Annotated in this window: 14 protein-coding genes and 1 pseudogene; 6 read left to right on the forward strand and 9 right to left on the reverse strand. The window is 63.2% G+C overall.

The window, feature by feature from the left end:
* The first annotated feature begins 31 nt into the window (after positions 1-31).
* Genes IG629_RS13710 through IG629_RS13725 form a run of 4 tightly spaced genes read left to right on the forward strand, consistent with a single transcriptional unit; the run spans position 32 to position 5,691 of the window.
* Positions 32-1,264: an outer membrane beta-barrel protein gene (locus tag IG629_RS13710; protein ID WP_193172501.1), complete on the forward strand. Its 1,233-nt coding sequence runs from the start codon at positions 32-34 to the stop codon at positions 1,262-1,264.
* 9 nt (positions 1,265-1,273) lie between these two features.
* Entirely contained in the window at positions 1,274-1,867 is a 594-nt protein-coding gene (locus IG629_RS13715; protein WP_193172502.1) for a polysaccharide biosynthesis/export family protein, read from the forward strand.
* A gap of 9 nt (positions 1,868-1,876) precedes the next feature.
* A complete protein-coding gene (locus tag IG629_RS13720) occupies positions 1,877-4,249 on the forward strand; it encodes a GumC family protein (RefSeq protein ID WP_193172503.1) in 2,373 nt (790 codons plus the stop codon).
* Between the two features lie 29 nt (positions 4,250-4,278).
* Positions 4,279-5,691 (forward strand): undecaprenyl-phosphate glucose phosphotransferase, encoded by a 1,413-nt coding sequence (locus tag IG629_RS13725; protein ID WP_193172504.1) that lies wholly within the window; start codon positions 4,279-4,281, stop codon positions 5,689-5,691.
* Here the strand turns inward: IG629_RS13725 and IG629_RS13730 are convergent.
* The 6 genes from IG629_RS13730 to IG629_RS13755 are packed head-to-tail and all read right to left on the reverse strand — an operon-like array spanning position 5,685 to position 11,819.
* Positions 5,685-6,611 (reverse strand): NAD-dependent epimerase/dehydratase family protein, encoded by a 927-nt coding sequence (locus IG629_RS13730; RefSeq protein WP_193172505.1) that lies wholly within the window; start codon positions 6,609-6,611, stop codon positions 5,685-5,687. The genes IG629_RS13725 and IG629_RS13730 overlap by 7 nt on opposite strands.
* Complete coding sequence (locus IG629_RS13735) at positions 6,611-7,393, reverse strand: WecB/TagA/CpsF family glycosyltransferase (protein ID WP_193172506.1); 783 nt, start codon at positions 7,391-7,393, stop codon at positions 6,611-6,613. Before IG629_RS13735 ends, IG629_RS13730 begins: the two co-directional genes overlap by 1 nt.
* Positions 7,390-8,565 (reverse strand): glycosyltransferase, encoded by a 1,176-nt coding sequence (locus tag IG629_RS13740; protein WP_193172507.1) that lies wholly within the window; start codon positions 8,563-8,565, stop codon positions 7,390-7,392. Before IG629_RS13740 ends, IG629_RS13735 begins: the two co-directional genes overlap by 4 nt.
* On the reverse strand, positions 8,562-9,725 hold the full coding sequence (locus IG629_RS13745; RefSeq protein ID WP_193172508.1) for a glycosyltransferase family 4 protein: 1,164 nt from the start codon (positions 9,723-9,725) through the stop codon (positions 8,562-8,564). The genes IG629_RS13740 and IG629_RS13745 overlap by 4 nt, the downstream gene beginning before the upstream one ends.
* A complete protein-coding gene (locus tag IG629_RS13750; RefSeq protein ID WP_193172509.1) occupies positions 9,694-10,995 on the reverse strand; it encodes an O-antigen ligase family protein in 1,302 nt (433 codons plus the stop codon). Before IG629_RS13750 ends, IG629_RS13745 begins: the two co-directional genes overlap by 32 nt.
* Before the next feature lie 2 nt (positions 10,996-10,997).
* The gene (locus IG629_RS13755; protein ID WP_193172510.1) at positions 10,998-11,819 is read right to left on the reverse strand and encodes a glycosyltransferase family 2 protein; all 822 of its coding nucleotides are present in this window, start codon (positions 11,817-11,819) and stop codon (positions 10,998-11,000) included.
* Positions 11,820-11,965: 146 nt separating this feature from the next.
* On the opposite strand from IG629_RS13755, the gene IG629_RS13760 reads away from it, so the two are divergent.
* Positions 11,966-12,592, forward strand: a complete 627-nt coding sequence (locus IG629_RS13760; RefSeq protein WP_193172511.1) for a methyltransferase domain-containing protein — start codon at positions 11,966-11,968, stop codon at positions 12,590-12,592.
* On the opposite strand, the gene IG629_RS13765 is transcribed toward IG629_RS13760, so the two are convergent.
* Together IG629_RS13765 and IG629_RS13770 are read right to left on the reverse strand one after the other, a co-directional pair.
* The gene (locus IG629_RS13765) at positions 12,582-14,207 is read right to left on the reverse strand and encodes a hypothetical protein (protein ID WP_193172512.1); all 1,626 of its coding nucleotides are present in this window, start codon (positions 14,205-14,207) and stop codon (positions 12,582-12,584) included. The genes IG629_RS13760 and IG629_RS13765 overlap by 11 nt on opposite strands.
* Complete coding sequence (locus tag IG629_RS13770) at positions 14,194-14,988, reverse strand: hypothetical protein (protein WP_193172513.1); 795 nt, start codon at positions 14,986-14,988, stop codon at positions 14,194-14,196. The genes IG629_RS13765 and IG629_RS13770 overlap by 14 nt, the downstream gene beginning before the upstream one ends.
* 35 nt (positions 14,989-15,023) lie before the next feature.
* Between IG629_RS13770 and IG629_RS13775 the strand changes: the two genes are divergently transcribed.
* Positions 15,024-16,424 (forward strand): oligosaccharide flippase family protein, encoded by a 1,401-nt coding sequence (locus tag IG629_RS13775; protein WP_193172514.1) that lies wholly within the window; start codon positions 15,024-15,026, stop codon positions 16,422-16,424.
* 89 nt (positions 16,425-16,513) lie between these two features.
* Here IG629_RS13775 and IG629_RS22880 read toward each other — a convergent pair.
* Positions 16,514-23,126, reverse strand: a pseudogene (locus tag IG629_RS22880) (hypothetical protein); the annotation flags it as partial.

Below are 23,126 nucleotides of genomic sequence, written 5' to 3' on the forward strand. Positions count from 1 at the left end.
TGCGCTCTCGCAGGAGGCATACAAGGAATCAGTGCGTGGCCGCCCGCGTCTCGATTTCGAAAGCTATGGTTTGTCGCTGGATTTGCTCAGCCGGCCCGACGACCGTTCGGATGCCGGACGGCTTGCCGGAAGCTTCGATCTCTTCACCCGGGCCACTGTTGAAGCCGGGCATGACAGTAATGCCACCCGGGTGAAGAGCGGCGCCATTTCCTCAGCTGTTACCGATGCGAAGGTGGAAGCGGCGCTGCGCTCAAACTGGTCGAATCACGAAACATTGCTGATTGTCGACCTGTCCCACCGGCGGGTTGCGGAGTTGAGCCGCGAGAATACGACAGATGCCCGGCTGGCTGGGGCGGTGCGGGTCGATATCGATGACGGTATCTTTGCGCGCGGCTTTGCCGAAGCGAAGCGCGGTCATATCCGGCGCGGGGACGATGCGGATCCCGGAGCCGGGTTCGAGCCGCTGACCTTCAGTCAGTATCTCATCGGTGGTGTTCACGATGACCGGCGGGACGACCGGGTGTTTACGCGTGTCGTCGGGGAAGCCGTGCACCGGGACTATAATCCGACGGACAGCGTAAATCGTGATTCGCTGGACCGCACGACGTTCAATTTGCGCGGCTTTGTCGGATATTCCCCAGGCGGTGAATACGATATCTTCATTTCTCCCAGCCTGTTGCGTGACGTCTATACCGAAGAGGTTTCTGAGGTTCAGAACTCGACGCGTCTCACGCTTTCTGTCGGGGCCGTGCGCGACATTACTGGAGTGAGCTCTTTCAACGGGCGGGTCGGCGTCTCGCACCGGGTGTTCGACGAGAGCGATCGTTCGGCACAGACGGATTTCGTATTGTCCGGCGGCATGCTCTGGAACCTGACGCCGGTCATGACCCTTACCGCCCGCGCGGATATCGAGAACCAGCAGTCGGACGATCCGACCGCCGGCACGAAACTTTCGCGGTCCTTTCGTACGGGCCTCGACTATGATCCGTTCGAACAGTTGATAATCGGTGGTTACCTGTCCGTGGCAAATGACGAATATCAGCAGATTGACCGGGAAGACGATGATTTGCTCGTCGGAGCAAACGCGACCTATCTGATCAATGAGCATCTGTTCGCCGGACTGAGCTTTGAACACGAGATTTCGGATTCGACCGATCCGGCGCGGGACTTTGACGCCACAACGGTGATGTTCAGGATCGGCGCGAAATTCTGCTGCCAGGCAGATGACGGTACCGTCAATCCTTTCAATCTCGGCCGGTTTTAGGAGAGATAGATGCGATCGGTCTTCAATCTCTCATCGGCCCGTCTTGCCGTCGTCACCGTGCTGGGACTCGTTCTCTGCCTAGGGCTCTCCGCGTGCGGCACAAACGATATTGACGAGTTGCCGCCGCCATCGACCCCGACCATCGCGGAATACAGGCTGGTTGCCGGTGATCGCGTCGCGGTGACGGTCTTTGGCCATCCGGAGCTGTCCGCGATTGTCGATATCTCCGACGACGGACAGATGGAACTGCCGCTGGTCGGGAAGATCGATGCGCGGGGCAAGACCGCGCTGGAACTGCGCGCCTTGGTGACCGGAATCGTTGACCTCAATTATGTGATCGACCCGAAGGTCGATATCGTCATTGCCCGCTATCAGCCCTTCTACGTCCTGGGCGAGGTGAACACGCCGGGCAGTTTCGACTTCGTCCTCGGACTCAACCTGCGCAAGGCAGTGGCTGAAGCCGGCGGCTTCACGCGACGGGCGGCAAAGTCCCAGGCCTTGCTGACACGGCGCACCGAGCACGGCCAGACCGTCCGCGATGTCAGTCTGGATACATCGATCTATCCGGGCGACGTGATCGAGATCAAACGGCGCTGGTTCTAGGGGACGGGCATGGCGAACGTTACCGCATTTCCGAGATCCAGGCGCTCCGCCGAGCCGCCCTCCGCCCTGTTCTCCGATCCGCTGGATACGGGTGAGACATTCGATCTCTGGCGGCTCGTGTCGGTCATGCGCCGGCGCTTCTTCCTGATCCTGTTCGTGATGCTGCTGATACCCTTTGTGACCGGGCTGATCGTCTACGCGATGAAACCGGTCTATTCGGGTTACACAAAGCTGCAGATGGTGGAGGCCAATGGGGCTGCCACCATTCAGGGTTTTACCTTGCCGCAGGCGCTCTCATCTGCCGGCACGAACCTGCCGACGGAAACCGCCTATCTGAAATCCCGCGCTTTCGCCACGAAGCTGATCGACCGGCTCGGCCTTGATGACGTGCCGGAGTTCAATCCGTCCCTGAAGACGGAAGGTGAGGTGGGCTGGCGTCAGACGGCGAGCGAACTCCTGGAAATCCTGCATCTCCGTGAGTGGATATCCGGCTGGATCGAGACCGGGGATCACTGGCTGCAGGAGAATTTCGGTTTTGATGCCGATGCTTTTCTGGCAGGCGATGACAAACCTGAACACCTCACTCCGGAAGCGCTGCGTGCAGATGTCACCGACAATTTCCTCGAACGGCTGACGGTCGATGGCGAGCAGCTCTCGCGGGTCATAACCATTGAGTTCCGGAGTAACGATCCAGCCCTGGCCGCCCGCGTCCCGAATACCATCGCGGAGCTCTTTCTGGAGCAGAAGCGAAACCAGCGGGACCGTGCGATCCGCCAATCCAGCCAGTGGCTGACAGATCAGGTTGCGACGTTGCAGGAGCGGGTCCTCGATTCCGAACAGAAGTTCGAACGGTTCCGCCGCGAGGAAGGTCTGCTCGATATCCGCGGCACCGAGCTGATGCAGCAGCAGCTTATCAAGATGAACGACCAGCTGATCCAGGTCAGCACCGAGCGGGCCGAGCGTGAGGCGCGGTTGCGCCAGGTGCAACTGCTGATCGACCAGCCGGACGGGACGGCCAGCCTGGCTCCCGTTCTCGCCTCTCAGCTGATCAATAACCTGCGTCTTCAGGAAGCCCAGATCCAGCAACGTCTTGCCGAGCAGCTCACAACTCTGCGCAATGGCCATCCGGACGTCATCAAGACCCGCCGGGAGCTGGAGGATGTGCGCGCCACGATCTCCGGCGAGGTGCGCAAGATCGTGCAGTCCATGCGCAACGAGACCGAGATTGCCAGGGTGCGCGAAGCCAATGTCGCGAATGCGGTTGGCGAGTTGCAAGCGGTCATGGAATCCCAGGCGGATGCCGAGATCGAGCTGCGCGCCATTCAGGCCGAGGTCGCGGCAAATCAGAACCTTTACGAGGTCATGCTGAACCGCCTCGCCGCAGTCGATCTTGAGGGCCGCGAGCCGGATCAGGTTGGTGCCGAGGTGATTTCCCGCGCCGTGATGCCCCGGGTGCCGGTCTCGCCGAAGAAAAAACTGGCAGTGCTCGCCTCGCTGATCGCCGCGATGATCATTGCGGCCTTGCTGGCGTTGCTGATGGATTTCCTGATCCGCGGCTTCAAGAACGCGAAGCAGGTCGAGCAGGCGACCGGTCTGCCGGTGATTGCCAGCATCCCGCTGTCGCTACAGGTGACGGATACAGGGACACCTCTGTTTGAATTGGTTCGGCGCCGACCGGGTTCGGCGGTCGGTCAGGGTATCCGGAAGTTGCGCACGGCACTCAACCTGCTGGGCGAAGGCAGGCCTATTCGCACTGTGCTGATCACGTCGTCTATCGCCGGTGAAGGTAAATCCTCAATCGCCCTTGCTCTGGTAGCGAATGCCGTTTCGGCCGGTCTACGGACGCTGATCATCGATTGCGATACTGTGAACGGTACGGTCACCAAACACATCGATGGCGCGACCAACCGCGGCCTCAAGCAGTTTCTGAATGGCGACGGGGAGGTCGAGGACGCTATCGAGTTCGATATGGCGACCGGTATCCATTACGTCGCAACCGGTGGCGTGCTGTCGAACTCGGACGACCTTTTCGGCTCCCGGCGCATGGCCGAATTGCTCCGCTACAGTGCAGAGAGTTTCGATTTCACGGTACTGGACAGCGGCCCAGCCTCGGTGGTTTCCGACACGCTGGTACTGGTGCCCCAGGTCGATGCGACCGTTTTCGTGGTTGAGTGGGAGCGTACGCGCCGGGAGACGGCGGAGCAGACCATTCGCGAGGTCTATGAGGTCGGCGAAAATCTGGCCGGGATCGTGATGTCGAAAAACAATCTCCGGATTCAGTCGATCGACGGCGGGGCGGAGGCCTATGACGGGCAGTATTACGGGGTCGAATCGGCGCCGCTTGATGAGGATGACGAGTCGGATTGGGCCCGCGCGAGATGATGCGGTGTCTGAGCCGGGCGCATTGAGTCATGCGTAACAAAACACTTATATGGCTTGCGGTCTGGTTGGCCGTGCTAGAGGCGTTGGCGCTCTTCGCGATCAATATCGTCGCCTATGCGATCCGCAACAGAAGCTTCGATCTGCCTGAAGGATATCTGCTCGGCGGGCTATTCATCTGTGCGCTTTATCTGGTCTGCGGGATCAGCCAGAGCAGCTATGCCTTTCACCGCAGCGATGCGGGACGGATCCATGTCATGCAGGCTTTGCGCTGCTGGATCGGCACGATGATCATCTTTGTGGTCGCGCTCTATGCCTTCAAGATATCTGAAGATTTCTCGCGCCTCTGGTTGCTCGAAATGGTCCTGGGTGGGAGCGTTGCCCTTATCGTGGTGCGGACCGCTGTGCTGGCCTGGGTCGCCAAGGTGCGCCGTAGTGGCCGGTTCGCGAGCCGGGTTGCCGTGCTAGGCTCGCCGCGGTTGGTAAAAGAAGCTGTTGAGACATTACTGAGCTTTCGCGGTGGGCCTCGCCTGGTCGGCGGCTTCGTCAGTGACGGGCTTGGCAACGAGACCCTGCAAAACGTGCCTTTGCTAGGTAGTGAGGAGAGCCTCCGCCGGATCATCGCCGCCGGACGGGTCGATGATGTTCTGCTGTGTTATGAGCCCGACGAGGAAGTCGCGTTTCGCGCCGCGCTTGGCACCCTGAGGAACGAGCCGGTGAATATCCGCTTGCGGCTGCCGTCCTATCTGCATGGCGTGCCGGCGTTAGGGATAGACCGTGTCGCGGGACAGGCCGGTCTGATTCTGGCGGATCTTCCCATCGGCGGTTGGGCGGGTGTGCAGAAGCGTTGCGTCGATCTGTTTCTTGGCGGAACCCTGCTCGTTATGCTGGCGCCGATCATGCTGATCATCGCGCTTGCCATCCTGATCACGATGGGCCGCCCTGTGCTGTTCCGGCAGAAGCGATACGGTTTTAACAATAACGAATTCATGATGCTGAAATTCCGCAGCATGCGGCGGGAAGATGGCGAGGGCGATGCCAGCGATCCCGAAACGGGGCTGCGTCTTCGGCAAGCGACGCGGGATGACCCGCGAATCACCGCGCTGGGCCGTTTTTTGCGTCGGACCAGCCTGGATGAACTGCCTCAACTTCTGAATGTGCTGGGTGGCAGCATGTCGCTGGTCGGGCCGCGCCCGCACGCGGTCTCCCACAACAAGCATTATGCGGGCCTGATTGACGGCTATCTCGGCCGCCATAGGGTCAAGCCCGGTATCACCGGCTGGGCTCAGGTGAACGGTTTGCGCGGAGAGACCGATACGCTCGACAAGATGCGCCACCGGGTCGAGCTTGACCTGCATTACATCGAAAACTGGTCTCTCGGCTTCGACCTGAAGATACTTGCCCTGACGGTGATTGAGGTCGGGACCGGTCGCTCGGCCTATTGAAGATCTGTGCCGCGCTGCCAGGCGAGGGTGCGCTGCAAGCCGTCCGCCAGCGCCACTTCAGCGCGAAAGCCGAATTGCTCGGCCGCTCGCCGGGGATCCCCCAGTGAATGGGCCACGCCACTGGACCGGCCGGGACCGGGCTCGATCCGGATATCGCCGCCGCAAAGGTGCCTGATCTTTAGGGCGAGCTCCCTCACACTGGTGGCGATGCCGGTGCATCCATTGACGATCACGGCGCCGGGTCGAGGTTGCGAGATGGCGGCGATCAGCAATCGGACGAGATCGTCGATGTAGATGAAATCCCGGCTCTGGCTTCCGTCGCCATTCACCCGAAGCGGGTCTCCCGAGAGCGCGGCGGCGATAAAGCGCGAGATCACACCGGCATAGGGTGAGCTTGCATCCTGCCCCGGGCCATAGACGTTGAAAGGCCGGACGATGGTGGCTGACAAACCGTTCTCCGCAGCTTTCAGGGCATATTGCTCGCCCTGCAGCTTGTCGGCGCCATAGGCGGACAGCGGTCGGCAAGGATAGGCCTCGGAAACAGCCCCGGGTCCCGCGTCGCCATAAACCGCTGCGGAGGAGATGAGTACGAGCGGAATGCGGCTGCGCGTTGCGGCGGCAACGGCATTGGCCGCACCACCCGCATTTACGGCATGAGCCCGCTCCGGGTTCGCCTCGGCCGCAGCGATGGATGCTATCGCCGCCAAATGGATCACGCCGTCTACGCCTTCTGCCAACCTGGCGAGTGTGCCCGCATCGGTAACGCAACCTTCTTCAAGGCGCGCAGCCGCCGGCAATTTCGCCGGATTGCCGGAAGACAGATCGTCCAACACGGTGGCGCTGTGTCCGGCCTGCAGCAAGGCGGCGGTAAGGTGCAGGCCGATAAAGCCGCACCCGCCGGTGATGAGATAGCGGGCCATCAGCCTTTGCTCCGCTTGCACCAGTGGGAGATCAGATCGAGCAGGGCGAACCAGATGAAGCGGGTATTGTGCAGGAGGTAGCGGCCGAGCAGACGGCGTGGCTCCTGGATCAGGCGGTAAAGCCATTCGAGGCCGAGAGACTGCATCGCGCGTGGCGCCCGTTCCAACCGGCCCGACAGGAAATTGAAGGCGGCGCCGATGCCGACCATTGTGCCGTTAACGGCAGCGCTGTGCCGGGACATCCAGAATTCCTGGCGCGGGCAGCCGAGGCCGATGAAGACCAGTCTGGCGCTGCTGGCATCGATGCGTTTGGCCGTCTCCGCGTCAAACTCCGGACGGTGAGGCAGCAGGGGCGGGCTCTCCCAGCCCACGACGTTCAGTTTCGGGTGGGTCACTGCGAGGGCACGGCGCAGGTCATCGAGCTCATCCGGCATGCCGCCATAGAAATAAACCGGCAGGCCTTCGCCTTCCGCCCGGCTGATCAGCCAGGCCGCAAGATCCGGCCCGGCCACCCGCTCGCTGTCGCGGTGCCCTTTCAGAGCGAGCGTCCATTTCACCGGCATGCCGTCCGGCACGATCAGGGCGGCGCCGTCCAGCGCTGACGCGAAATCCGGGTCGGCCTTGGCGAGCGAGAGAGGGTGGGCCCCGGAGACGCAGATATAGGCCGGCTTTGCAGACCGTGCGCGTGCAAGGATGGCCTCCCCGATCTGAGCAAAACGTCCCGCGGCGATCCTGCGGCCCAGCACCGTTACCGTTTCGATATCGTTACTATCTTCGATCACACGCGCGCTCCGTCGCCGGTCATCAGGCTCTCGTAGATCGCAGTTTGCTGTGCCGTCGTCCCTGCCGTGGTCAGATGCTTCTCGTAATGTTCCCGCGCCTCTGCACCCCATCGCCGCAAACGTTGCGGATCGGCGAAGGCGGCGTCGATGGTGCCGGTCATGCTTTCCGGATCGAACGGATCAAAGTGGGCGCCGGTCCGGTCTTCCTGCACCAGCTCGCCAAGCGCACCGATATTGGAGGCCAGCACCGGCAAGGAGGAGGCAAAGGCTTCCGCGATGACCATCGGAAAATTCTCGTAGCAGCGGGATGGGATGATGCAAACCGCAGCCCGGCGCATCTCGTCGTTGATAGCCTCGGATCCGAGGGACCCAAGCGCGACAGCGCGGCCATCCCGCACGGCTTCGTCCAGAACCGGTGCGTCGGGGCCGTCGCCGATCACGCGCAGGGGCGGCCAGTCTTTTTTCCAGAGGCGGAGCAGCGGCGCGATCCCCTTTTCCGGCGAAAGGCGTCCGACATAGAGAGCGCCGGATCTTTCCCGCTCTTCCGGTCTTGCGGCAAAGAGCGCGCCCGGGCTGTTCGGTTTCACGGTGATCCGGCCTGAGGGAAACCCGGCGGCGACAAAACGGCTCTTCGAGAATTCCGAGAGGGCGATGAAGCGGTCGACCGACCGGCTCCAGGTGCCTTTGTCACGGTGGTGCGCGATCATGCGTGCGAGGGCGAAAGACCCGAGGGCGGAGTTGCGATAACAGCGGTGCAGCACGGCTTGATAAGGGCTGGCGCCGACACAATCCTCGCAGATCCGGCCGTCGCGCATAAGCAGGGCCGAGGCGCAGATGTTCCGGTAATTATGCAGTGTCTGCACGACGGGCACGCCGAGGTCGCGCGCGGCGTCATACAGCGAAGCGGTGATCAGCGGGAATATGTTGTGGGCATGGATTATGTCGGGTGCATGCTCCGCGATCTCCGCGCGAAGCTCCGCCCGGAGCGCGTCCGTGCCCGGCAGCGACCAGGCTGTTTTCGCCTTGTCCCAGATCGTCGAGATGACTGCGTTGTCTCGTTCGAGAATTGAAACGTCGTGACCTGCCTCGCGCAATGCGGCCATCTCGGCCTCGACGGCCCGGTCCTCTCCCCCCGTCTGTTGGTAGCGGCAATGAGCGAATAGGATCTTCATGTGTCCCATACCGTCTCGATGGCCTGCATTATGCGCCGGACCGTGTTTGCGTGCGAGAAGCGCGCGGCTTTCAGGCGAGCGGCTTCTCCCATGGCGATCCGGGCATCTGCCGGAGTATCGAGCGCGCGGCTGAGCGTGGCGTCGGTCGCTGCCGGGTCGGCTGGATCGAAAAGCCAGCCATCTTCCCCGTCCGTGACCATTTCCTCGGCCGCCTGGGCCCGGCAGCTCGCCAGCACCGGCAAGCCCGTCGCCATGGCTTCGTTGACGACCAGACCCCATTCGTCGGCCAGGGTGGGGAAAGCCAACAGGTCGGCATCGGCCATCAGGGCGGGGACATCTTCGTAGGCCACGTCGCCTAGCAGGGTCAGTCTGAGGTTGGCCGGCAGCACCAATGCTTCCAGCGCCGCCCTTTCCGGCCCGTCGCCGATCAGGCGCCAGTCCAAGGCCCGGTCCGGATGGGCCTCGCACCAGGCAATCAGGTGCAACAGGAAAGGCCGGAGCCCCTTGCGCTGAATCAAACTGCCGACCGTGACCAGTCGGAAGGGGCGCTCGTCGTCGTCTGCTGCAGGCCGGGTGGTTGTGTCGAGATCCGCGAACCGGTCAAGATCGGTCGACTGGTGAATGCGGAAAATCCGCTCGGGCGCGAAGCCGATGCTCTCCAGATAGCTGGCACCGGAGGCGCCATTCGTCATGGCCCCGTCCGAAAACTTCGCCATCACCCGCCGGAGGGCCGAACGCGCCCACCCGCGGCCGCGCTCGCTGTGCTCGGACAATGTGGCCCAGACCAGCAGCCTGGTGCGCCGGCCAAGAAGCGGTGCCAGACAGCGATAAAGGCACGCCTGCAGGGTGCGGGCACCGAACTCGGAGCTGATGACAATATCCGGGGCCAGCGCGCAGAGGCGCGGGAGCATGTCGATGCTCAGATGCGTGGACAGGTCTTCACCGAACCCGTCCGGGTGGCGCCGCCGATAGGGCAGGGTGAGGGAGCGGGAGACGCGGACATCGAGACCGCGCCAGTCCGTCTTCCAGGAGCGGTCCGCTTCCATGCCGGTGGAGACAAGCACGGTCAGCCGGCGCACCTCCCGCTCCAGCGCCTGTAACAGCGCGACGCGGTAGGGCGGCACGATGTTAAGAAGCAGGGCGACGGAGCAGCGGGGCATGCGGGATCGATCCCAATACGAGGCCGGAGAGGATGAAAATCGGGACCATGTTGTAGAAATAGATCAGCACATTGTCGGTCAACATCAGGGCAAGCAGCGTGACCTGCGCCAGCAGCGTCGAGGCACCGATAGAGGTTTCACGGGCGCCCCATTTCCGGAACCGGGTATATTGCCGGCGGCAGGCCGCCATCATGGTGCCGAAGGCGCCGAACCAGAGCATGATGCCAATAATCCCGTAATCGTGCCAGATCCGCAGATAGTCGTTATGCGGTTGTTCGATCCCGGCATGCAGAACCGACAGGGCTTCCGAGCTGGAGGCAGGGCCCTTGCCGACGAACGGCGCTTCGATGGCGGAGTTGATGACCGTGGTCCAGGCCAGAATCCGGCCCATCGTATTGATCTTCACGCCGCCGACCGCCGCCGACAGATCGCCGGTGAAGAAACGCTGCTTCAGCGGTTCGAAATTCAGCAGCATGAAAGCGGCGACCCCGACGGCGACCGTGAGAATGGCGATCATCCGGAACCAGCCGGCAAAACTGTTCAGCCGGAGCTGGGACAGAATGAAGACGCCGAGCCCCATGCCCATCGCGGCACGCGAGAGGGACAGCACCACCACGGCATAGAGGAACAGGGCGAGCCAGAGATCGGTGCGCGAGCCGTGCCGCCAGTAGCCGCAATGGATGGCGATACCGATCAGCAGGAAGCCGGCGAGGGACCGCGGCGCGAAAATTTCCAGATGGCCAAAACCGAGCACCGGGATCGCCAGCACGTAGATCACCGCCGGAATCCAGATCGCTATCAATATCGCCCGGACAATGGAGCGGGTCGGCGCGCGGATACTCTTCGCTACCTGTGCCGCAATTATGAAGGCGAGGATGCTTGAGATGATAACAACTGTGTTCTGAATGCCCTGTACCGTCAGCCGGTAGAAGATGAACCCGTAGGCGATCCAGGCGGTGAACAGGACGAACATGAAGATCGGCCAGCGAATCTCGCGCACGACGTAGGGCCGCATCAGGAAATGCATGATCAGCAGCACGACGAAAAACAGAGTGAGAAAGCCGCCGAGCGAGATCTGCGGAATGATCCTGAACTGGGCCGGAATGGTGACAAGGGCCTGGGTGAAGATGATGACCATCAGCAGCGACACGCTGAGCGGCGCCGCATGCCCGAGCTGCCGGGTGCCGCTGGCGCTGCGGTAAAAGGCGGCGCGGGCTCTGTCGGGGTTGGCTCCGTCCGGCTCTCCGGGTATGCGAGGGTATCGCGCCATGGTCAGGCTGTTCCCGATGGTGCGTGCAGTTGGCCACCCAGGTTTTTCATGCCGAGCCGGATGGACCGGGCGGCAGCGGCGAGCTGCGCCCACAGTGGAATCGCCATGGTGCTGCGCGCCTCGGCCCGTATCCGGGACAGGGCATCGGCATAGTCTTGCTGGCGCTGGGCTGCGAAATAGCTGTCGGCCCGGCGCTCACGGAGACAGGTCACGGTGTCCGTATGGCCAATTCCGCCGACCCGGAGAAGCCGGAAATAGAATGCATAGTCGATGCAGATATCGAACTGCTCATCGTACCCGCCAGCCTGCTCCCACGCCGCGCGGCGGAACAGCACGGTGGAATGAGTGATTCGGTTGGAGGCGTACAGCAAGGCGGGGGTGATCCGGCTCATGCGCGCTTCTGGCTCCATTCCGGCTGGTCGTTCAGGTATGGCACCCTCGAACATGATCGCTTCCGTGCAGGCCATTGCCAGTTCGGGGTTTGCTTCAAGCATCGGAAGGGTGGCCCGCAGGCGGTGCGGAAGGGCGATGTCGTCCGCATCGAGGATAGCGATATAGCGGCCCCCGGCTGCGGAGATCGCCTGATTGAGCGCGCGTGCCCGGCCCTGGCGGCCGCCCTCGATAACATGGATTCGTGGATCGGCTGCAGCCTCGGCGCGTGCTGCCGCCAGCGTACCGTCCGTTGACCCATCGTCGAACAGGATGATTTCCACCGGTCCGTCCGCTTCCAGCATGGTTGCCGAGCGGAGGGCCCGTGCCACATGCGTCTCCGCCTGAAAAGCGGTGATGACAACGGAGACGAGAGGGGGGTCGGCCGCCACCATGTGTCCTCTGGTTAAAACGCGGGCAGGGGCAATTAACCTATCAGATCGCTACCCTGTCGTATATCGTGCCGGACCACGGGTTTTCGTGCTTTCGCAACCGGTTGTGCCGCAGTTTTGTGCAGTTTGGTTAATAGATCGTGTGCGTCATGACTCTTCGCAGATTATTTTTCCAGTATTTCAGGCGTCCCCTGCGGGACTGGTATCAGGAACGCGCGTTGAAGCACGCGGTGGCTGCGGGTGTACCTCTTAAGATCGTGCTCGGCGGCTCGGCTTCGGCGCCGGACTGGTTTGGCTCCGATATCGGCTTTTTCGATGCGACGCGCGCGGCTGCTTGGGACGCGCTTGTCGGCCGCGAGGAAGCGGTCGACCGGCTGCTTGCGGAGCATGTGTTCGAGCATATTCCGCCGGATCTGATCCCGGCGGTACTGGAGAATGCTTTCCGTTATCTGAAGCCGGGCGGCACCATCCGGATTGCGGTCCCGGACGGACATAATCCCAACCCGGACTATATCCGCCATGTCGAGCCCGGTGGGATCGGGCCCGGGGCGGACGATCACAAGCAGCTTTTTACAATAGAGAGCCTGAGTGCCGCTCTTGAGGCCGCCGGGTTCCGGGTTGAGCCCGGGGAGTGGTTCGATAGCGACGGGCAGTTCCACGAAGAGCCCTGGAGCGAGGAGCGGGGGAATATCTACCGCTGCAAGCGGCACGGCACGCCGGACAAGAGCTTTTCCTCCTCGCATCTCTCGCTGCTGGTTGACGGTATCAAGCCATGAACAGGATTCGGTAGCGCGCCGTCGTGATCTCGCCTGGCGGTGGCGGTGGCGCGGCATTGGACCAGACCCGGAGCCGCCCGCTGACGCCGTATTGAGGCTCGGCAGCGGTGACTTCAGTCAGCGGAAGATCGCTTTCCAGCCGGGCTCCGTCGAGCGCAAAGGCGGTGCCTCCTTCTGCCCGGGGCACCGGTACCACCGAAGCAGGCAACGTTAGCCAGGGCAGATGCAGAAGTGCGTCATCAGGTGCCTCGGTCAGTGTCAGGGCATCCTCGATATCTATTGACCCAGCCTCGAAGCGAAATCGCCGCTCGAAACGGAATGTGGCGGTCTCGCCGACGATTTTATCTGGCCCGGACCAGCGGAAATCAGTGCCGGAAAGCAGGGCGCGGAACGTGCCGTCATGCTGCTCAAAGACCGGAAGCGGAAGTGAGGGGGCGGTATAGATGCTGTTCGGCAAGGTCTCGTCGCCATAGGACGGCAAGGGCCGCGCGCCGTCGGCTGTGACGATGTAGGGCAGGGGCTGTGCCGCGGTGATGGTACGGCGCGGCAGAGTGGTAATCGCGGAATAGGTCGCATTGCGGATGACCCGGATGCCGTCCGCGAGGCTGTCTTCCGCCGGAAGCGGCAGGGGAGTGCCGGGCTCGGGCGAGGCGGCGAGCTGTTCCGCCGCAAGCTTCAGAATCGCGCCGGAGAAGGCAAGATAATCCGGTGCGTTATTGTAGGAATGCCAGCCGATCCGGCGTTGATGGGGATGATGTGGCGGTGGCGTGACCTCCTCCGTCTCGTCGATCCGGGTGATCATCAGGGGCAGGGTGCCATCGGACCCGACTGCCGCCTCCAGCCTGTCGGCGATGGCGCGCAGCAGGGCGATTGTGCCTTCCGGTGCGCAGCCAAGCCGGAGCCCGATAGCAAGGGCCAGCGCCGCGGCAGCATACCCGAAGCTCTGAAACCGCCCGCGTCCGATGGCGTTCACCTCGCCATCATGCAGCGCGGTCCTGACAAGAGCGTGCAGGGCCTTGCGAAACCGCTCATGCAGATCGGCGGAAGGCTCTTCAAGTACCGCGATCTGGTAGCCCAGCAACGCGGTCGCGAAGGCATGATATTGCTGGGTCGGGGCGCCGCGCTGATCCTCGATAAATCCGTCCGGTTTCTGGTAGACGGCAAGGGCCAGCCAGCGCTCTATCCGGCCGACAATCCTGTCGAACTGACCTGTGCCGGAAAGCCTGACGGTGCTGCGCAGCAGGGTCCAGTTGGCGACACGGTTGCGGATAAAGGACTGTTCGCCGAGCACATCTCCGGGTTCCCGATAGCCGGCGACAGGGCCCGACCGGAACAACTCGACAAGGGCGAACCGCACGAATTCCCAGTGAAAACGGTTTTCCCAGGCACCGATCCGTGCCTGCTTGTCTTGCCGCTTCAAGCGTTCGAGCGCGGCGGCGATGTCGTCTCCAAAGCGCTCGGACCATCGTCCCCAGAGCATGGCGGCGAAAGCAGTGCCGTAGAATTCCGTCTCTGCGAAACCTTTCTCGGGATCGCATTGAGCAGCCAGCGCTCCGGCGATCTGTTCAGATATCCGGTCAAACCGCGCACCGACGGTGCCTTCAGGAACGCTCAAAAGTCATCTCCATCGATAGCGCAATGCGCTCTTCGGAATTCAGGTGGGCGAGTCCACTGGCCTGTAGTTGCAAGGCGTCCCGTCCGCCGCGCTCAGCCGCGTACCAGAGACGGGGTTTCAGACCCGGAACGGATAACAGGGCGCGGCTTGCCCAATCGGGCAGGGACATCCGGGCGAAGCGGTTGAACCAGCGGACCCAGAGAAGCGCATAGGGCGGTTTAGGGATCAGCCTTGCATGCACGACCCAGCCTTCCGGCGCATCCCGGACATAAAGAACCTGCTGGAACGCCGGTCCCGCGACAGTTTCGCTGACCCGGATTTCAACCGCGCCGGCCGGACCGGAAAGCGCGGCCTGGCGTACCGGATGCTGGTGATAGATATTGCTGCCGGTATGCTCGAAATGCTCGCCACCGATTGACGCCGCGGTAAAGGACTCGGTCGAAAAAACTACCCGGACAACAAAATCCTGGAAGAGCGAGGGCGAAAGCGTGGTAAGCGAGGCGCCGAGAGCAAGTCCACGCTCGTGGAGCTTCGACGTGATGACTGCACTCCACCGGCCCTCGGCCATGGCGACGGTCAGGTTCCGCTCGCCTGCCTCGGGACCGTTCTGGAGTGCGCGATCCTCTATAATGCGGGCACCATGACGTTCAGGCGCAAGGGTGAAGAAAGAGTGACGGTCGGCAGTTTCAATTCCAAAATCGATCCCGTGCATACCGCCACAGCGGATCGCGGCCGGTACACCGTATTCCCAGTCGCACTCGATGAAGTCCGTCACACGCATTCCCGTTTGGCCGGTGCCGCAATGGAGAGCAGCATATGACGAGCGAAACCGCACCGCCAAGTGCGGAGCCGCCGAGTGCCAAACCGCCGCCGGGCAAAGAGACGCCCGGCGCGCTTAAGCGGTTTCTGGAGAGCCCGCGCAGTTACGCGCTGGTGGTGCCGACGGTCAATGCCTGCGTCGCCGCCACGGGACTGTTCATTCCATGGTTCATGGAGCCGGTTTCGTTCGGCCAGTTCATTCTGATTTCTACGTTTGTGCAGTATCTCTGGCTGCTCGACCTTGGGACATCGCAGCTCATCACCCGGACATCGGCGCGGATGAAGCAGGCCGGCCTCAGCAGCCCGGCAGGTGTCCGGGTGCAAGGCATTCTCTGGACCCGTTTCTACCTTGCGGTCATTGCCACCGTGACGGCTCTCGCGCTTGCCTTTGCGTTTCGGGATTCCTTCAAGGTACCGCTGCCAATGCCGGCGACTCTGCTCGCAATTCTGGCTGGCGGCATGCAGTTTATTCTGATGGGGCATCTCGCCCTTTATCGCGGGCTTTCGACTTTCGGGCTGTTTACTGCGAACAATTCGATCGTGCAGGTCGGGTTGACGGCGCCGCGCGTGCTCGGCCTTTATTTCGGCGGGCTTTCCGGTTGTTTCTCGGTGCTTATCCTCTGGTTTGGCGGTGTTGCCGTCAACATGCTGCGCCGGGACCCGCCGAGCATCCGGTATCATCCCAGTCTGAACCGCATGCGCCGGACCGTTTCTGCCGCTTTCCCGTTGTTCGTGTCAGTCTCGCTCTGGAGCGTTTTCATGATGGCGAACCGCTGGTTCGTCGCCGATCTCGCCGACCCCGAGACCTACGGGCAGTTCTCCTTCGCGGCGGCGGTGCTTGGCCTCTATGCCGGGACCTTCGGTACCATCGCGCAGGCTTATTATCCGAAGCTTTCGGCTGAAGCCTATGCGGCCGAGCCATTTGCCCTGTCGCGCCGGGTGGTTGGCGATGCCCTGAAGCTGGCTGCGGTTATTTCGGTGCTCTCCACCATTGGCGTGATGCTGGTGAAGCTGGTGGTGCCCCTCGTTTACGTGGCCTACGCGGCCGCCATTCCAGCCTTGAAGATCTTTCTGGTCGCTGGGATTCCGATGATCAGCGCCTCGTGGCTGATGCCGATCGCCATGTCGGCACGAACCCGGCCAATCCGGGAAATCGTCGCGGTTTATTTCCTGGCCATCGGCACGCTCTGGGGCGGAACCGTCATTGGATACCGCGAGGCCGGCCTTGAGGGGGTCGGTATCGGGGTTATCCTTGCCTCATTTGTCATGCTGGGCGGCCAGTCGGTGCTGCTCAGGCGTAGCCGCGTTCTGTCGATCCGGGACGCGGCAAGGCTGGTTTTGAGTGTGCTGCTGCTGAGCGGCAGCGTGGCTCTCATCAGCCATTATGTGGCGCCCTGAACGCCGCGGCATGCGGCTCAGCGATAATCCAGGCGGATGATGGAGAAGGGTGCTGCGGCCGACAGGTGCTGTCGGCCGCACACGCTGAACTAGACCAGGTCGTTCCAGAGGTTGCCGGTCAAGCCAGCAACCACGACATCGGCGCCGTCCATCTCCCAGATCGAGACCTGGCCGGTCTCGGTATTCTGCAGCTGGATATCCGCGGTGCCGTCACCATTGAAGTCCGCAACCTCACCGATTTCCCAATTCGCCTGGAGCTTTCCGACATAGGCTTTTTCCGAGGCGCCGCCGGCATCCATTTCCCACAGGGATATGACGCCATCCGCGTTTGCCGTCAGCAAATCGGCTGAGCCGTCGCCGTTGAAGTCGGCGATTTCCTGGATTTCCCAGCCTTCGCCGAGCTTGCCGACATAGGTCCTGGCCGTCACGGTGCCGCCGTCCATTTCCCAGACCGAGACCGCGCCGTCGGCGTTCTTGGTCAGGATGTCGGCCTTGCCGTCGCCCGTGAAGTCGTCGACCGCCTTGACTTCCCATCCAGCTCCAAGCTTGCCGGCGAAGCTCTTGCTGCTCGCGACGCCACCGTCCATCTCCCAGACGGAGACGGAACCGTCGTCCTTGACGGCCATGATGTCCTGTTTGCCGTCGCCGTCGAAATCCGCGACCGCGCCGATATCCCAGCTGCTGTCCAGGGTCCCTGCATAGCTCTTGTTGCTCGCGGTGCCGCCGTCCATCTCCCAGACGGAGACAGCGCCATCGGAATTGCGGGCCAGGATGTCTGTTTTCCCGTCGCCATTGAAATCGGCGAGCGATTCGACTGTCCAGTCCGAGGACATCTGTCCGGCGTAGGAGCGGTTGGTGACGGTGCCGCCATCCATCTGCCAGATCGAGACCGCACCGTCCTGTTGGCGCAGCAGAATATCCTCTGTGCCGTTACCGTCGAAATCGGCTGTGCCGGTGATATCCCAACCAGTCTGCATACGGCCGGAATAGGCTTTCTCGCTGGCCGTCGCGCCGTCCATCTCCCAGACCGAGATTGCGCCGTCGGTGCCCTTGAGCAGGATATCGTCGTCGCCATCGCCGTCGAAATCCGCCACGGCCTTGATCGCGAAATCGCCACCGCGGTTAAGCGCGCCGGTCAGGGCCTTTTCGTCAGCCGTCGCGCCGTCGAGGGTCCAGACCGATACATTGCTCTTGTTCGAGACAAGCAGCAGATCTTCCTTACCGTCGCCGTCGAAGTCGCCGGTGGCTTTTACCGCATACCGCTCCTGATTGGGATCGATGGCTGCCTTGGTCGAGAAAGCGAGCGTCGTATCGCCCGATGCTGCGGACGCGGTGACGGACTTGAATTCGCCGTCCAGCGTGAAGCTGGCATCCACATTGCCGTCGCCGTTCGAGTCGATCGAAACCGTGGTGACACCGTCTGCGAAGGTCAGCGTGACGTTATCGCTGGAGAATTCCGCGCCCTGGATGAGCACGGCATCGCCATCGGCGAGATCGCTGATCGTATCGCCGGAAAGCTCGGATTCGGTGCCCTGGAAAGTATCGTTGCCTGCACCGCCGGTCAGCATATCCGCGCCGTCGCCGCCGAACATCAGATCGGCACCATTGCCGCCAACCAGGGTGTCGACGCCGCTGCCGCCCGAGAGCGTATCGTCGCCGTCTCCGCCATCGAGCAGATCGTTTCCGGCTCCGCCCTCGATCAGATCGCTGCCGGCAAGGCCGCTGATCGTGTCCGCGTCGGCACCGCCTGACAGAGTATCCGCTGCTTCTGTTGCCGTCGCATCGGTGCTGAAGGCAAGGCTGGTACGGCCGTCTGCGCTGGTCGCGGTGACGCTTAGGAAGGTGCCGCTGATCGTGAAGGTCGCATCCGCGCTGCCATTGCCATCCGCGTCGATCGTGACCGTGGTCTTGCCGTCAGCTTGTGAAAGGCTGACCGCATCGGCGTCGAAGGAGGCATTGGCGATGACAAGATCGCCGGTCTCCGGATCGAAGCCGGTGATGCTGTCGCCGTCGAGGTCGCTGAGCGCACCGACAATGCTGTCCGCGCCGGCACCGCCGTCGATCGTGTCGCTCCCGGCGCCGGCCGCGATGGAATCATTTCCGCTGCCGCCGGAGATTAGATCGTCACCCGCGCCGCCGTCGATGGTCTCGGCATTGTCGCCACCGGTGATCTGGTCGTTCCCGTCACCGCCAAGGATGCTATCGGTTCCGCCGCCGCCGAAGATCGTGTCGTCACCCGCGCCGCCATCAATCGTTTCGGCATTGCTGCCGCCGGTGATCGCGTCGTTTCCGTCGCCACCGTCGATGCTATCGGTTCCGCCGCCACCGGAGATCGTGTCGTCGCCCGCACCGCCATCGATGGTCTCGGCCGTCGTGCTGCCGGTGATGACATCGTCGCCGTCGCCACCGCTGACATTGTCCGCGCCGCCTTCATTGACGATGGTGTCGTCACCGCTGCCGCCGAACACTGTATCGACGCCGCTACCTGCAGTGATGACGTCATTGCCGTCACCGCCGTTGAGCACATCGTTGCCGCCGCCGCCGGACAGGGTGTCGTCGTCCGCGCCGCCGCTGAGGGTCTCGTCCGCGGCACTGCCGGAGATGATGTCGTTACCGTCACCGCCGTCGAGGCTGTCCGTGCCGCCGATATTGACGATGGTGTCGTCACCGGCGTTGCCGGAAACAGTGTCCACCCCATCGCCCGCCGTGATGGCGTCATTACCGGTCCCGCCATCAATGACGTCGTTACCGCCGCCACCGAAGATCACATCGTCGCCGTCACCGCCGCTGATGGTTTCCTGGATATCCGCGCCCGTGACGGAGTCATTGCCCGCGCCGCCATCGATGCTATCGGAGCCTCCGGTATTGACGATGGTGTCGTCACCGTCGCCGCCGGAAACCGTGTCTGCATCGGCGCCACTGTTGATTTGGTCATTTCCGTCGCCGCCGGAAATCAGGTCGTTGCCCGCACCACCGTAGACCGTGTTCTGGCCCGACCCTGTCTCGACGCTGTCATCGCCCGCACCACCGTCGAGGACGTCATTGCCATCCCCGCCGGAGAGAGTGTCCGCGCCATCGCCACCGTCGAGGCTGTCGTCACCGGCCGCTCCATCAAGAACGTCCGCTCCGGCATTACCGCTGAGAGTGTCGGAACCCGTACCGCCGTCGATCGTGTCGTCGCCTGTGCCGCCATCCAGGTTGTCGTCGCCGCTGCCACCGTAGAGGGAGTCCGCACCGGTGCCGCCGCTCAGGGTGTCTGCATCTGCGCCGCCGGAGATTGTGTCGTCACCGTCACCGCCATCGACCGCGTTTGCGCCGTCGCCGGCTGTGACGCTGTCATTCCCAAGGCCGCCGTTGATCGTATCGTTGCCGGCCCCGCCATCAAGGACGTCATCGCCGGCACCGCCGGCAAGACTGTCGTCACCGGTTCCGCCGCTCAGGGTGTCTGCATCTGCGCCGCCGGAGATTGTGTCGTCACCGTCACCGCCATCGACCGCGTTTGCGCCGTCGCCGGCTGTGACGCTGTCATTCCCAAGGCCGCCGTTGATCGTATCGTTGCCGGCCCCGCCATCGAGGACGTCATCGCCGGCACCGCCGGCAAGACTGTCGTCACCAGCGCCGCCGCTCAGGGTGTCTGCATCTGCGCGGCCGGAGATTGTGTCATCACCGTCACCGCCATCGACTGCGTTGGCACCGTCGCCCGCCGTGATCGCGTCATTGCCGATGCCGCCGTCGATCGTATCGTTTCCGGCCCCGCCATCGAGGACGTCATCGCCGGCACCGCCGGCAAGACTGTCGTCACCGGTGCCGCCGCTCAGGGTGTCTGCATCTGCGCCGCCGGAGATTGTGTCGTCACCGTCACCACCATCGACCGCGTTGGCACCGTCGCCCGCCGCGATCTCGTCATTGCCGAGGCCGCCGTCGATCGTATCGTTGCCGGCCCCGCCATCCAGGACGTCGCCGCCCGCACCGCCGGCAAGACTGTCGTCACCAGCGCCGCCGCTCAGCGTGTCGTCATCTGCACCGCCGTCGAGGATGTCGTTGCCTTCGCCGCCATCGAGCTGATCGCTTCCGGCTGCACCGGACAGCGTATCGTCGCCGCTCGCACCGGAGAGGGTATCCGCACCGTCCGCGCCATCGAGCGAATCATTGTCTGCACCACCGTCGAGGCTGTCATTCCCGAGCCCGCCGCTGAGTGTGTCATCACCTGCACCGCCATAGAGGGCATCGTCGTCTGCAGCACCATCCAGAACGTCTTCGCCGTCACCGCCGGAAAGGGTATCGTTTCCGCCGGCGCCGGAAAGAGTATCTGCACCTGTCCCGCCGTCGACAGAGTCGTTGCCTTCGCCGCCATCGAGGAGGTCGTTACCGGTCCCGCCATCGATGGTGTCGTCCCCGCTAAGGCCGCCAATCGTGTCGTCACCATCCGTGCCGGTCAGGCTGTCGGCGCCTTCCGATGCGGTGACGTCGGGAGAGAAGTTGATGGAGGTCTTGCCGTCTGCCGCGCTTGTGGTGACCGAGTTGAACTCGCCGGCCATGCTGAAGGTCGCGTCTGCGGAGCCGTTGCCGTCCGCATCGATCGCGACCGTGGTCGTGCCGTCGGAATAGGTGAGCGTCACTGCATCGTCGCCGAAGGACGCATTGGCGATCACCAGATCGCCTGCGTTCGGATCGTAGTCGGTGATGCTGTCGCCATCGAGATCTGCAAGATCGCCGACAAAGCTGTCCGCACCGTCGCCGCCCGCAAGTGTATCGGCACCGGCACCGCCGGTCAGGACGTCATCGCCCGCGCCGCCGGAGATCAGATCGTCGCCCGCGCCACCGTCGATTGTTTCGGCATCGCCACCGCCGGTGATGGCATCATTGCCGTCACCGCCTGCGATCTCATTGGCTCCGGCGCCACCTGAAATGATGTCGTCACCGGTTCCGCCGACGATGGTTTCCGCCGAGTCGCTACCCGTGATCACGTCGTTTCCGGCGCCACCGTCGAGGTTGTCGGCACCGCCAAGATTGACGAGCGTGTCGTCGCCCTCGCCGCCGAGAACCGTGTCGGTTCCGCCGCCGGCCGTGATCGCGTCATTGCCGGTTCCGCCATCGAGCAGGTCGTTTCCGCCGCCGCCGTTGAGCTCGTCGGCATCCGCACCGCCGGAAAGCGTGTCCGCGTCCGTGCTGCCGATCAGCGTGTCGTCACCCGACCCGCCATCCATGGCATCCGAACCCGCGCCACCGTCCAGGACATCGTTGCCGACCCCGCCATAAAGGGCGTCGTCATCATCGCCGCCCGAAAGGGTGTCATTGCCCGCACCACCATAGAGCTGGTCGTTCCCGGTACCGCCGGAAAGCGCATCATCGCCTTCAAAACCGGCGAGCACATCATTACCGCCGAGGCCGTCGATGGTGTCGTTGCCGCCGAGACCGGACAGGGTGTCGTTGCCTGCGAAGCCACTGATGAGGTCATCGCCTTCGGTGGCCTGCTCGTTTGCGATGACGGTGTCTTCAACGTTGGAGACGCTCAGCCCGTCGAGATCGGAGCGTGTGTCGACATAGAGCGTGTCATTCCCGGCACCGCCGTCGATGATACCAGAGTCGCTTGCATAGATCGCGTCCGCGCCGTCGCCGCCGGAGACCGTGTCCGTGCCGTCGGTTGCGTCGATGGTGTCGTCGCCGGCACCACCGTCGATGACGTCGTTACCGGCACCGCCAGTGATCTCGTCGTTGCCTGCGCCGCCGTCGAGGCTGTCGTCGCCTGCCAGACCGTCGAGCGTATCGTTGCCGCCGAGGCCAGACAGCGTGTCAGAGCCTTCGAAGCCACTGATGGCGTCGTCGCCGTCGGTCGCCTGCTCGTCGGCAATGACGATGTCTTCGATGTTGGAGACCGTCAGACCGTCCAGATCGGAGCGTGTGTCGACATAAAGCGTGTCGTTCCCGGCACCGCCGTCAATGACGCCAGTGTCGCCGGCGTAGATCGCGTCTGCACCGTCGCCGCCGGACACGGTGTCCGTGCCGTCTTCGGAATGGATCAGATCGTCGCCCGCGCCACCGTCGATGACGTCGTTACCGGCACCGCCAGTGATCTCGTCGTTGCCTGCGCCGCCGTCGAGGCTGTCGTCGCCGGCCAGACCGTCGAGCGTATCGTTGCCGCCGAGGCCAGACAGCGTGTCAGAGCCTTCGAAGCCACTGATGGCGTCGTCGCCCTCGGTGGCCTGTTCGTCCGCAATGACGATGTCTTCGATGTTGGAGACCGTCAGGCCGTCGAGGTCGGAGCGGGTGTCGACATAGAGCGTGTCTTCGCCGGCACCGCCGTCGATGACGCCAGAGTCGCCGGCATAAATCGCGTCCGCGCCGTCGCCGCCGGACACGGTGTCCGTGCCCTCGGTTGCGTCGATTGTGTCGTCGCCCGCGCCACCGTCGATGACGTCATTCCCGGCACCGCCATCCAGCACATCGGCATCGCCGCCACCCGAGAGAGTGTCGTCGCCAACGCCACCCTGGAGGGTGTCATCACCTGCACCGCCGGTGATCTGGTCATTACCAGCGCCGCCATCAATGACGTCGTCGCCTGCGAGACCGTCGAGTGTGTCGTTACCAGCCAAGCCGCTGAGCGTGTCACTGCCTTCGAAGCCGCTGATGGCGTCGTCGCCCTCGGTCGCCTGTTCGTCGGCAATGACGATGTCTTCAACGTTGGAGACCGTCAGGCCGTCG

The organism is Nisaea nitritireducens (genome assembly GCF_014904795.1).
GTDB classification, from domain to species: Bacteria; Pseudomonadota; Alphaproteobacteria; order Thalassobaculales; family Thalassobaculaceae; genus Nisaea; species Nisaea nitritireducens.

Coding starts and splice junctions, on each gene's coding strand:
- IG629_RS13750 (WP_193172509.1), bottom strand. CDS start 10,995: ATGGCGCGATACCCTCGCATACCCGGAGAGCCGGACGGAGCCAACCCC.
- IG629_RS13775 (WP_193172514.1), top strand. CDS start 15,024: ATGACGAGCGAAACCGCACCGCCAAGTGCGGAGCCGCCGAGTGCCAAA.
- IG629_RS13725 (WP_193172504.1), top strand. CDS start 4,279: ATGCGTAACAAAACACTTATATGGCTTGCGGTCTGGTTGGCCGTGCTA.
- IG629_RS13755 (WP_193172510.1), bottom strand. CDS start 11,819: ATGGTGGCGGCCGACCCCCCTCTCGTCTCCGTTGTCATCACCGCTTTT.
- IG629_RS13715 (WP_193172502.1), top strand. CDS start 1,274: ATGCGATCGGTCTTCAATCTCTCATCGGCCCGTCTTGCCGTCGTCACC.
- IG629_RS13745 (WP_193172508.1), bottom strand. CDS start 9,725: ATGCCCCGCTGCTCCGTCGCCCTGCTTCTTAACATCGTGCCGCCCTAC.
- IG629_RS13740 (WP_193172507.1), bottom strand. CDS start 8,565: ATGAAGATCCTATTCGCTCATTGCCGCTACCAACAGACGGGGGGAGAG.
- IG629_RS13760 (WP_193172511.1), top strand. CDS start 11,966: ATGACTCTTCGCAGATTATTTTTCCAGTATTTCAGGCGTCCCCTGCGG.
- IG629_RS13770 (WP_193172513.1), bottom strand. CDS start 14,988: ATGCGTGTGACGGACTTCATCGAGTGCGACTGGGAATACGGTGTACCG.
- IG629_RS13720 (WP_193172503.1), top strand. CDS start 1,877: ATGGCGAACGTTACCGCATTTCCGAGATCCAGGCGCTCCGCCGAGCCG.
- IG629_RS13730 (WP_193172505.1), bottom strand. CDS start 6,611: ATGGCCCGCTATCTCATCACCGGCGGGTGCGGCTTTATCGGCCTGCAC.